Annotated in this window: 4 protein-coding genes; 1 reads left to right on the top strand and 3 read right to left on the bottom strand. The window is 33.3% G+C overall.

Annotation, left to right across the window (positions count from 1 at the left end; genetic code table 11):
* Positions 1 to 357 precede the first annotated feature (357 nt).
* The 3 genes from PG913_RS06175 to mnmE form a co-directional block, all read right to left on the bottom strand.
* Positions 358 to 1,452: a site-specific integrase gene (locus tag PG913_RS06175; RefSeq protein ID WP_271232089.1), complete on the bottom strand. Its 1,095-nt coding sequence runs from the start codon at positions 1,450 to 1,452 to the stop codon at positions 358 to 360.
* 12 nt (positions 1,453 to 1,464) lie between these two features.
* Positions 1,465 to 1,827 carry a helix-turn-helix transcriptional regulator gene (locus PG913_RS06170; RefSeq protein ID WP_271232088.1) on the bottom strand — a complete coding sequence of 121 codons (363 nt, stop codon included), beginning with the start codon at positions 1,825 to 1,827 and terminating at the stop codon, positions 1,465 to 1,467.
* Positions 1,828 to 2,094: 267 nt separating this feature from the next.
* Positions 2,095 to 3,489 (bottom strand): tRNA uridine-5-carboxymethylaminomethyl(34) synthesis GTPase MnmE, encoded by a 1,395-nt coding sequence (gene mnmE, locus PG913_RS06165; RefSeq protein ID WP_271232087.1) that lies wholly within the window; start codon positions 3,487 to 3,489, stop codon positions 2,095 to 2,097.
* 613 nt (positions 3,490 to 4,102) lie between these two features.
* Here mnmE and PG913_RS06160 point away from each other — a divergent pair.
* The gene (locus PG913_RS06160) at positions 4,103 to 13,810 is read left to right on the top strand and encodes a T9SS type B sorting domain-containing protein (protein WP_271232086.1); all 9,708 of its coding nucleotides are present in this window, start codon (positions 4,103 to 4,105) and stop codon (positions 13,808 to 13,810) included.
* Positions 13,811 to 13,813 lie beyond the last annotated feature (3 nt).

The raw sequence follows: 13,813 nt of genomic DNA, 5'->3' as shown, positions 1-13,813 counted from the left end.
AAAATATGGTAACGTGGTTTACATTGAAAATAAATTTATGTAGCTAAAAACAAAAACTTATTATTCGTACTACTTAGAAAAAAGTAGAGTAGTATGGATTTTATTAGAAAAGTTAATGTGTTAATTTAAAGTTGGTTAATTTTTATTTATGTAGCTAATGTAGCAAATGTACCTCTAAACAAAAACTTATTTTTACGCTGTTAAAATTTCAGGTTTATTTTATTGGTGGTTTCTCTTTTACTTTCATCTACAACTTTTGCGTAAATTTGAGTAGTTTTTAAATCTTTATGCCCTAGCATTTTTGATACTGTATAAATATCAGTTCCTGCTGTAAGTTGTAAAGTTGCGTATGTATGCCTAAAAGCATTGAAACGTTAAATGCTTTTGAACTCCAGCATTAATTGCCCACTTTAACAAGTATGTATTTTGATGTGCTGAATATTTCAAACCCTCAAACACTTTTTGTTGTGGCTCTTTTGGTTTACCTAGTAAATTATAAGCTTGTTCAGATATTGGCAGATACTCGTTACTTTGGGTTTTCTGTTGTTTGAACTCTAAAAAATAACCTTGTTCTTTATTGTGTGTAATTTCCGACCATTTTAATTTTTCAATATCTGAAAATCTTAATCCAGTTAATGCTGAAAATAAAGAGGCTTGTTTTAAAATAGGGTTTACACAATCAGCTTGTATCAATTTGTTAAGTTCTTCAATTGTTAGAAATACTCTTTTTGTATCAGCTTCTTTAATCGTATCAATTTTAGCATTTAAATCATAAGAAATGAAGTCATCTTTATACGCTTGTTTTAACGTGGCTTTAAATTTATTGAAATAGGTTTTTGCAGTGTTTTGTGATAGAGTAGAAGTAGTACTTCTTTTGCTTTTAGCAGTAAGTAAATAACCTCTAAAATCATTACAAAATTTTTCATTCAAATCAATAAATAATAAGTTGCCTTTGGTGTATTCATTAAGGTAATTATAAACTGATAACCAAACATTATAATTGTTTCCCTTGGCTTTATCCATTTGTTGTTCAAAGTAAGTAATAAAAGATAGTTTACCTTTTTCAGTTGCTTTACGTTGTTCCAATTCAAAGGCAGTATAAATTTCAGGTTTATTTAATTCGTTAATTCGTTTCTGTTTGATAATTTCAGCTGTTGCGAGTGTTTCTCTATTTGTATTTTTTTGTACTGCTGTTAATGGTTTTAAAGTTTTTAACAACTCTTTTTTTTGTAGTGTGGCTTTTGATAATTTGCCTTTGTTTTTTAATTCTTTATTTTCAATTGCTTCAAGTTCTTTTTTAAAGGCTGTTTTATCAATAAGTACAAACAAGCCTAAAAATTCTCTCCTAGTTGTTTTTTCTGTTCCTGCTATTGCTAATGGTGGATAAAAATCTAAATACAAACTGTTACGCCCTTTGCTGATTGGCTTTTGTCTTAATGTTACTTTTGTCATAGTATTGTTTTTTTAGTTGGTAAAAAGTTTGTCAATAGTATTGCGTTTTATCCTAGTAATTCTTTCACCTAGATTAACGGCTTTTATTTTCTTTGTATTAATTAAGCGATAAATAGTTCTGTTGGTACAATTCAATAATATTGCAACCTCCTTAACTGTTAGAAAATCTTTGTCTTTTATATTGACTTCAATTTTTGGAGCTGTTATTTTTCTTCTAGTGGCTTTATTTACTTTTTGAACTTTTTCGGCTTGTTTTCTTTTTTTCCATGCACTTTTTCCACATTTATTGGAACAATATTTAGTAACGGTGGTTTTCGCTGTAAATTCAATATTACAGTTTAAACAAACTTTTTGTACTCTAATATTACTACTCATAAAAGTATAGCTTTAAATAGTTCTTAATAGTTTTAAGTATCGTTAAGCGACAAAATAGGGGAACATTACCGATAAAAAGTACTAATATTTGTACCTCAAACTCTATTTTTGTACCTCGAATTACTCAAAGGTACAAATAAGGTACAAATATTTACGTAATAAACAGATAATAACAATAAATAGATATTAAGTAGAAATAGAAAAACCCTCTAAAATAGAGGGTTTTATGCGGTTTGTTGTGTTTTGGTACTTCTTTGTTTTGTGTACTTACTTTCCGATACAGAAATTACCAAAAATATGTCCTAAAATATCTTTGTCAACATCATATTCACCAGTTATATTTCCAAGATGACGTAAACACTCGCGAATATCAATCGAGAATAAATCCGTAGAAATTTCTAAATCAATTCCTTGTTGTACAGAAGTAATGGCAGTTAAAGCATTGTTTAATGCTTCAAAATGACGTGAATTAGTAACAATTGTTTCGTTATTACTTAAAGCACCTGTATTGACTAAAGATGTTAATTCTGCTTTTAATTCTATGATTCCTGTTTTTTGTTTTGCTGATAATAAAATTAAAGGATCAATAGCTGATTTTAAAATAGCTGTGTCATGACAGGATAAAGTATCAATTTTATTAGCGATAACTAACAGACGTTTGTTAGGAAAACGTTCTTTTATAGTTTCGATTTCTTGTAAAAATTCTTCACTTGCATATGAGAATTTATTTGCATCAATCAAAAATATAATTAATTGTGCATTTTCTGCTTTTTCGTAGGTTTTTTTAATTCCGATGTTTTCAACAATGTCTTCAGTTTCTCTAATACCAGCAGTATCAATAAAACGAAAGGCAACACCTTCAATAATTAAATCATCTTCAATGGCATCACGAGTAGTTCCTGCAATGTCTGAAACGATGGCTTTTTCTTCGTTTAAAAGTGTGTTTAATAAAGTTGATTTTCCAACGTTTGGTTCTCCGATAATTGCTACAGGAATTCCATTTTTCATAGCGTTTCCGAAGGCAAAAGAATCAATTAATCGTTTTAAAACAAAAGTGATTTTAACGACTAATTCTTTAAATTTAGTTCTGTCAGCAAATTCTACATCTTCTCCAGAAAAATCTAATTCTAGTTCAATTAAAGCTGCAAAATCTAATAATTTTACACGAAGGTCTTTTAATTCATTGGTAATTCCGCCACGCATTTGCTGAATAGCCATTTGATGACTTGCAGCAGAATTAGAAGCAATAACATCGGCAACGGCTTCGGCTTGGCTTAAATCCATTTTTCCGTTTAAAAAAGCACGCATGGTAAATTCACCATTATCAGCCATTCTACAACCATTTTTCAAAAATAATTGAATAATTTCTTGCTGAATAAATACCGAACCATGACACGAAATTTCTACGACATTTTCGCCAGTATATGATGTTGGATTTTTAAAGATAGAAATCAATACTTCATCTAAAATAATTCCATTATCTATAAGGTGTCCTAAGTGTAAGGTATGTGTTTTTTGAGTAAGTAAAGATTTTTTTGATTTTATCGATTTGAAAAAAGTATTCACTATTTCAATAGCTTTTTCACCAGAAAGTCTAATTACAGCAATAGCTCCAATACCTGATGGAGTTGCCATAGCAATAATAGTATCATTTTGTATCATGTTACAAAATTAGCTATAAGCTATTAAAAAAACATAAATTATTTATAGTAATTTTTTTACAAAAAAAGTGAATATGTTTTTTTTAGTGAAAAATTTTTTTTAAAAAAAAGTTTATATTTGTCCTTTGTGTGTAACTCATTGACTTTGAGCTTTTTTGCTGATAGCTTTATGTTTTGTATTTAAAAAATACCCCTCCCCTTAAAAAAGTGTTATAAAATAAATTTCCCCCACCCTTTTATATGTCCCCTATAAACTCTGTAATTTTATTATAAGGGTTTAAAATTTTGATAAATAAAAACTATGGAAAAAATGAGTACTTTTTTATGTTTGTGTATTAATACAGCATCATTTACTAATACACAAAACTTATATTTTATTAAGTTTAAGAAATGTGTAACTGGGTTAATTGTTGAAAAAAAAGAAAGATAAAAACTATTGTAACACTTTTAAAAAATAATATTTTTTATTGTAACTTATTGGTAGAGAGTATTATAGTTAAGTTGAATTATGTTATTGTAGATTTAAATTTAAGTAGGGTAAAAGTGAATAAGTTTGTTTTATTTATGTGTTCATTAATATTTAACTTTAATTTAACATTGTAATGCACCTTATTATGAAATTTAATTTAATGTACATTTTAGCACTATTCTCATTACAGATATTAAGTGCTCAAGAAGATGTTTTTATATCTAAAGAAATAGCAAATAATCCAGCAAACTGTAAGCAATTTGACGTTACACTTACTATAAAAGGAACTCCACCTGAAGCACCTCAAGAAGTAGTTTTACTTATTGATGTTTCAGGGAGTATGCAACATCCGGTAGATGATGGTACGGGAAATACGAAGCCTATTATGGACTTCGCAAAGGATGCCGCAAGAGATTTTGTTGCGAAATTACTTTCTCCTATAAATAATCCAACAGGAAAGAATAAAATATCTATAGTTAGTTATAATTATGATGCAACTATTTTAACTACATTGACTTCAAACCAAGCTGTATTAGAAGCTACTATTAATAATCTATTACCAACGACAGGTACTAATATGCAGGATGCTTTGCTGAAAGCTGGCGAGGTGTTTTCTAATTCTAAAGGAAATAATACTTTTAAGTGTAAAACAACAAGAAGTATTGTGTTGTTAACAGATGGTGTTCCTAATTCTTATAATAACCCTCCTTCTTCAGTATATTGTCCTTCTGTGGCTATTGATACTGATTGTCAGAGACAAGCTATTTCAGCAGCAAAAGAAGTTGAAACAACTACCGTTAAAGGAGTTACTTATAATCAATCTATATTTACAGTAGGATTTAGAGGTACGTTAAATCCTGATGAAAAAAATAGTTCAAAGTATACTTTAGATAATATACAGAATAGTGGTGCCTTTTACACAGATAATGCAGCAGATTTAACTAGTATTTATAGTACAATTTTAGGGCAATTAATACCTGCAGCTGTATCTTTACCTGGTGAACCTTTAGTTAAAGATATAGTAGCTGATGCATATCAAATAATACCTGGGAGTTTAACTTCAAGTAGTACTTTAGATATAGATAAAGGCACAGGTTCATTTGTAAATAATACTATCAATTGGGAAATAGATAAAGTATTAAACGAAACACTTACTTTAAAATATTCGATACTAGCAACAGATCCTAATTACTGTGGTAATGTTACTCAAAGTGTATCTACTCTAAAATATATAAATTCAGATTGTATTGAAACTACTAAAGTTTTTGATAATCCAGACATATGTATACCTTGTCCTGTAAAGAATATTGAAATTAATAGAGAAAAATGTTTAAATTCAATTAATTATTCTTTTAGCTTAAGTGGAGATTCCTGTGGAGGTGTTACAGGAACTTATTTATGGAATTTTTTTTTAAATAATGTTTTAGTAGGTACATCATCTACTGGAGATGGAGTGTTTAATTATACAGGAAGTGATGATTTTACAGGTGATTTTAGAGCTGAATTAGAATATGGCTCGGTTTATCCAGCCATAGGTTGTACTTTGTCATCAGGAAAAGAAGAAAAATCGATTGCTTTAGCAGATCCAATAAAAGTTGTAGAGTTAATAAATAATACTAAGTGTTATAATGGTAATGATGGAAGTATTGAATTAACGGTTTCAGGAGGCTATGGTGATTATTTATATAATTGGAGTAATGGATCTAGAACTAAAGATATATCAAATTTAGGAGCAGGAGATTATACGGTTGTTATTACCGATAAGCAAGGATGTTCTTTTAATGAAAAGTATACAATTAATTCACCTGATGAGTTATCTTTATCTTTGTTAGGGAGTGATTTAAGTTGTGGCGGAATCGATGGAGGTATTGATTTGTCTGTGACAGGAGGAACAGGTAACTATAGTTATTTGTGGAGTAATGGTGCAATAACTCAAGATATTAATAATCTTAGCACAGGTTTATATACAGTTACAGTTACTGATGCTAATGATTGTGAAAAATCAATTTCAACAACACTTATTTCTTTAGATAATGAAGTACCAGTAATTATTGTTCCAGATGCATTACTTATTGAAACATGTAATCAAAATAATATAACTTCAGTAAATGCTAGGTATAAATTTAGTTTAACAGAAGTTCTTGTTAATATTGTTGATTTTAATACTATAGGATATTCTGTAAGTGATGATACAAATATTGTTGCGATTACATATAAAGATGAAATTATTTCTTATAATGGTTGTATAACTAAAGTTTTAAGAACTTTTAAGGTTACTGATGCTTGCGGTAAAATAGGAATAGATACATTAATTATTACGATTGAAGATACAATCAAGCCAAGTTTTACAGTTCCTTCGGATATCACAATATCAACAGATACGAACTGTACTTTTGATGTATCGGTAATAGCAACAGGAGATGTAACTGACGAGTCAGATAACTGTGATACCACATTAGATGCAACCTTTACAGATGTTGAAATAGCAGGAACTTGTGATGGCTCAAAAGTAATCACGAGAATTTGGAGTTTAAGCGATGCTTGTGGAAACACCACAACAAAAGACCAAACAATTACAATTGAAGATACAATCAAGCCAACATTTACAGTTCCTTCGGATATCACAATATCAACAGATACGAACTGTACTTTTGATGTATCGGTAATAGTAACAGGAGATGTAACGGATGAATCAGACAATTGCGATACCACATTAGATGCAACCTTTACCGATGTTGAAACAGCAGGAAGTTGTGATGGCTCAAAAGTAATCACGAGAACTTGGAGTTTAAGCGATGCTTGCGGAAACACCACCACAAAAGACCAAGTTATTACTATAGAAGATACAATCAAGCCAACATTTACAGTTCCTTCGGATATCACAATATCAACAGATACGAACTGTACTTTTGATGTATCGGTAATAGCAACAGGAGATGTAACTGACGAGTCAGATAACTGTGATACCACATTAGATGCAACCTTTACAGATGTTGAAACAGCAGGAAGTTGTGATGGCTCAAAAGTAATCACGCGTACATGGAGTTTAAGCGATGCTTGTGGAAACACCACCACGAAAGATCAAACAATTACAATTGAAGATACAATCAAGCCAACATTTACAGTTCCTTCGGATATCACAATATCAACAGATACGAACTGTACTTTTGATGTATCGGTAATAGTAACAGGAGATGTAACGGATGAATCAGACAATTGCGATACCACATTAGATGCAACCTTTACCGATGTTGAAACAGCAGGAAGTTGTGATGGCTCAAAAGTAATCACGAGAACTTGGAGTTTAAGCGATGCTTGTGGAAACACCACCACGAAAGATCAAACAATTACAATTGAAGATACAATCAAGCCAACATTTACAGTTCCTTCGGATATCACAATATCAACAGATACGAACTGTACTTTTGATGTATCGGTAATAGTAACAGGAGATGTAACGGATGAATCAGACAATTGCGATACCACATTAGATGCAACCTTTACCGATGTTGAAACAGCAGGAAGTTGTGATGGCTCAAAAGTAATCACGAGAACTTGGAGTTTAAGCGATGCTTGCGGAAACACCACCACAAAAGACCAAGTTATTACTATAGAAGATACAATCAAGCCAAGTTTTACAGTTCCTTCGGATATCACAATATCAACAGATACGAACTGTACTTTTGATGTATCGGTAATAGCAACAGGAGATGTAACTGACGAGTCAGATAACTGTGATACCACATTAGATGCAACCTTTACAGATGTTGAAACAGCAGGAAGTTGTGATGGCTCAAAAGTAATCACGCGTACATGGAGTTTAAGCGATGCTTGTGGAAACACCACCACGAAAGATCAAACAATTACAATTGAAGATACAATCAAGCCAACATTTACAGTTCCTTCGGATATCACAATATCAACAGATACGAACTGTACTTTTGATGTATCGGTAATAGTAACAGGAGATGTAACGGATGAATCAGACAATTGCGATACCACATTAGATGCAACCTTTACCGATGTTGAAACAGCAGGAAGTTGTGATGGCTCAAAAGTAATCACGAGAACTTGGAGTTTAAGCGATGCTTGCGGAAACACCACAACAAAAGACCAAGTTATTACTATAGAAGATACAATCAAGCCAAGTTTTACAGTTCCTTCGGATATCACAATATCAACAGATACGAACTGTACTTTTGATGTATCGGTAATAGCAACAGGAGATGTAACTGACGAGTCAGATAACTGTGATACCACATTAGATGCAACCTTTACAGATGTTGAAACAGCAGGAACTTGTGATGGCTCAAAAGTAATCACGCGTACATGGAGTTTAAGCGATGCTTGTGGAAACACCACCACGAAAGACCAAGTTATTACAATTGAAGATACAATCAAGCCAAGTTTTACAGTTCCTTCGGATATCACAATATCAACAGATACGAACTGTACTTTTGATGTATCGGTAATAGCAACAGGAGATGTAACTGACGAGTCAGATAACTGTGATACCACATTAGATGCAACCTTTACAGATATTGAAACAGCAGGAACTTGTGATGGCTCAAAAGTAATCACGCGTACATGGAGTTTAAGCGATGCTTGTGGAAACACCACAACAAAAGACCAAGTTATTACTATAGAAGATACAATCAAGCCAAGTTTTACAGTTCCTTCGGATATCACAATATCAACAGATACGAACTGTACTTTTGATGTATCGGTAATAGCAACAGGAGATGTAACTGACGAGTCAGATAACTGTGATACCACATTAGATGCAACCTTTACAGATGTTGAAACAGCAGGAAGTTGTGATGGCTCAAAAGTAATCACGCGTACATGGAGTTTAAGCGATGCTTGTGGAAACACCACCACGAAAGACCAAGTTATTACAATTGAAGATACAATCAAGCCAAGTTTTACAGTTCCTTCGGATATCACAATATCAACAGATACGAACTGTACTTTTGATGTATCGGTAATAGCAACAGGAGATGTAACTGACGAGTCAGATAACTGTGATACCACATTAGATGCAACCTTTACAGATATTGAAACAGCAGGAACTTGTGATGGCTCAAAAGTAATCACGCGTACATGGAGTTTAAGCGATGCTTGTGGAAACACCACCACGAAAGACCAAGTTATTACAATTGAAGATACAATCAAGCCAAGTTTTACAGTTCCTTCGGATATCACAATATCAACAGATACGAACTGTACTTTTGATGTATCGGTAATAGCAACAGGAGATGTAACTGACGAGTCAGATAACTGTGATACCACATTAGATGCAACCTTTACAGATATTGAAACAGCAGGAACTTGTGATGGCTCAAAAGTAATCACGCGTACATGGAGTTTAAGCGATGCTTGTGGAAACACCACAACAAAAGACCAAGTTATTACTATAGAAGATACAATCAAGCCAAGTTTTACAGTTCCTTCGGATATCACAATATCAACAGATACGAACTGTACTTTTGATGTATCGGTAATAGCAACAGGAGATGTAACTGACGAGTCAGATAACTGTGATACCACATTAGATGCAACCTTTACAGATGTTGAAACAGCAGGAAGTTGTGATGGCTCAAAAGTAATCACGCGTACATGGAGTTTAAGCGATGCTTGTGGAAACACCACCACGAAAGACCAAGTTATTACAATTGAAGATACAATCAAGCCAAGTTTTACAGTTCCTTCGGATATCACAATATCAACAGATACGAACTGTACTTTTGATGTATCGGTAATAGCAACAGGAGATGTAACTGACGAGTCAGATAACTGTGATACCACATTAGATGCAACCTTTACAGATATTGAAACAGCAGGAACTTGTGATGGCTCAAAAGTAATCACGCGTACATGGAGTTTAAGCGATGCTTGTGGAAACACCACCACGAAAGACCAAGTTATTACAATTGAAGATACAATCAAGCCAAGTTTTACAGTTCCTTCGGATATCACAATATCAACAGATACGAACTGTACTTTTGATGTATCGGTAATAGCAACAGGAGATGTAACTGACGAGTCAGATAACTGTGATACCACATTAGATGCAACCTTTACAGATATTGAAACAGCAGGAACTTGTGATGGCTCAAAAGTAATCACGCGTACATGGAGTTTAAGCGATGCTTGTGGAAACACCACAACAAAAGACCAAGTTATTACTATAGAAGATACAATCAAGCCAAGTTTTACAGTTCCTTCGGATATCACAATATCAACAGATACGAACTGTACTTTTGATGTATCGGTAATAGCAACAGGAGATGTAACTGACGAGTCAGATAACTGTGATACCACATTAGATGCAACCTTTACAGATGTTGAAACAGCAGGAAGTTGTGAGGGCTCAAAAGTAATCACGCGTACATGGAGTTTAAGCGATGCTTGTGGAAACACCACCACGAAAGACCAAGTTATTACTATAGAAGATACAATCAAGCCAAGTTTTACAGTTCCTTCGGATATCACAATATCAACAGATACGAACTGTACTTTTGATGTATCGGTAATAGCAACAGGAGATGTAACTGACGAGTCAGATAACTGTGATACCACATTAGATGCAACCTTTACAGATGTTGAAACAGCAGGAACTTGTGATGGCTCAAAAGTAATCACGAGAACATGGAGTTTAAGCGATGCTTGCGGAAACACCACCACAAAAGACCAAGTTATTACTATAGAAGATACAATCAAGCCAAGTTTTACAGTTCCTTCGGATATCACAATATCAACAGATACGAACTGTACTTTTGATGTATCGGTAATAGCAACAGGAGATGTAACTGACGAGTCAGATAACTGTGATACCACATTAGATGCAACCTTTACAGATGTTGAAACAGTAGGAAGTTGTGATGGTTCAAAAGTAATCACGAGAACATGGAGTTTAAGCGATGCTTGCGGAAACACCACCACAAAAGACCAAGTTATTACTATAGAAGATACAATCAAGCCAAGTTTTACAGTTCCTTCGGATATCACAATATCAACAGATACGAACTGTACTTTTGATGTATCGGTAATAGCAACAGGAGATGTAACTGACGAGTCAGATAACTGTGATACCACATTAGATGCAACCTTTACAGATGTTGAAACAGCAGGAAGTTGTGAGGGCTCAAAAGTAATCACGCGTACATGGAGTTTAAGCGATGCTTGTGGAAACACCACAACAAAAGACCAAGTTATTACTATAGAAGATACAATCAAGCCAAGTTTTACAGTTCCTTCGGATATCACAATATCAACAGATACGAACTGTACTTTTGATGTATCGGTAATAGCAACAGGAGATGTAACTGACGAGTCAGATAACTGTGATACCACATTAGATGCAACCTTTACAGATGTTGAAACAGCAGGAACTTGTGATGGCTCAAAAGTAATCACGAGAACTTGGAGTTTAAGCGATGCTTGTGGAAATACTACCACGAAAGACCAAACAATTACGATTGAAGATACCATCAAGCCAACATTTACAGTTCCTTCAGATATCACAATATCAACAGATACGAACTGTACTTTTGATGTATCGGTAATCAAAACAGGAGATGTAACTGACGAGTCAGATAACTGTGATACCACATTAGATGCAACCTTTACAGATGTTGAAACAGCAGGAACTTGTGATGGCTCAAAAGTAATCACGAGAACTTGGAGTTTAAGCGATGCTTGTGGAAACACGACAACGAAAGACCAAACAATTACAATTGAAGATACAATCAAGCCAACATTTACAGTTCCTTCGGATATCACAATATCAACAGATACGAACTGTACTTTTGATGTATCGGTAATAGCAACAGGAGATGTAACTGACGAGTCAGATAACTGTGATACCACATTAGATGCAACCTTTACAGATGTTGAAACAGCAGGAACTTGTGATGGCTCAAAAGTAATCACGAGAACTTGGAGTTTAAGCGATGCTTGTGGAAACACCACCACGAAAGATCAAACAATTACAATTGAAGATACAATCAAGCCAAGTTTTACAGTTCCTTCGGATATCACAATTTCAACAGATACGAATTGTACTTTTGATGTATCGGTAATCAAAACAGGAGATGTAACTGATGAGTCAGATAACTGTGATACCACATTAGATGCAACCTTTACAGATGTTGAAACAGCAGGAAGTTGTGATGGCTCAAAAGTAATCACGAGAACTTGGAGTTTAAGCGATGCTTGTGGAAGTACTACCACGAAAGACCAAACAATTACGATTGAAGATACCATCAAGCCAACATTTACAGTTCCTTCAGATATCACAATATCAACAGATACGAACTGTACTTTTGATGTATCGGTAATCAAAACAGGAGATGTAACTGATGAGTCAGATAACTGTGATACCACATTAGATGCAACCTTTACCGATGTTGAAACAGTAGGAAGTTGTGATGGCTCAAAAGTAATCACGAGAACATGGAGTTTAAGTGATGCTTGTGGAAATACTACCACGAAAGACCAAACAATTACGATTGAAGATACCATCAAGCCAACATTTACAGTTCCTTCAGATATCACAATATCAACAGAGACGAACTGTACTTTTGATGTATCGGTAATCAAAACAGGAGATGTAACTGACGAGTCAGATAACTGTGATACCACATTAGATGCAACCTTTACAGATGTTGAAACAGCAGGAACTTGTGATGGCTCAAAAGTAATCACGAGAACTTGGAGTTTAAGCGATGCTTGTGGAAACACGACAACGAAAGACCAAACAATTATTATAGAAGATACTATCAAGCCCAGTTTTATAGGTGAATTACCACAGGATATAACTGTGAGTTGTGATGAAGTACCAGAAGTTGGTATTTTATTAGTATCAGATAATTGTAGTCTTTCTTCTGATTTAGAGTTAGTCTATACAGAAAATATAACAAGAATACCTAACCAATGTGATTCAGAATATAAAATAATAAGAACGTGGAATCTTAAAGATTGTGCAGGTAATACTTCTAGTCATACTCAAAAAATTATGGTTATAGATGATGATGTACCAGAATTAGTAACAGATATTAATGATATTAATGATATTAATGTAGTGTGTGATAATATACCAGAAGTTCCTACTTTAGAGTTTACAGATAATTGTTCAAGTAATAATATTAAGGTTGAATTTGAAGAGGATAATACATTTGATGGAACAGGTAACGATTATTTAATTAAAAGAAATTGGATAGCGACTGATTCTTGTGGTAATACTACTAGTTTTACACAAAATATAAATGTTACGGTTAATAAAAATACAAGTGTAATAGAAGATTCGAGATGTATTGATGATGGTGAAATTGATTTAAATGATTACTTAGTAGATAGTAATATTTCATTATCTAAAGGTAAATGGACTCTTGTAAAAGGAGATAATTTATCGCTTTCAAATGGGGTTTTTGATCCTTTAAATCTTTCTTTAGGTGATTATATTTTTAACTACACAGTTTCTAATGATTTTTGTATACTCGTTACACAGGTTATTATAAATATAAATGATGAATGTATTGTTTTACCACGTGGTAAAGATGATATTAAGATATCAAAAGCAGTAACACCAAATGGTGACTCATTGAATGAATATTTTAAAGTAGCAGGAGCTGAATCATGTGGATTTAGAGTAAGTGTAAAGATTTTTAATCGTTGGGGAGGAAGAGTTTACAAGTCGAGTAATTATACTAATAATTGGAATGGAGTCTCAGAAGGACTAACTTTTGGAAGTGGTGAGAAGTTGCCTGCGGGAACATATTATTACATTGTCATATTAGAGAATAGTGGGTTAAAACCATTTACAGGAGCAATTTATTTAGCAACCAAGTAATAT

Origin of the sequence: Tenacibaculum pacificus (assembly GCF_027941775.1) — a bacterium.
Classification (GTDB): Bacteria; Bacteroidota; Bacteroidia; order Flavobacteriales; family Flavobacteriaceae; genus Polaribacter; species Polaribacter pacificus_A.
The sequence above is the reverse complement of the archived record's forward strand: the minus strand, read 5'-3'. Positions and strand labels throughout refer to the sequence as shown.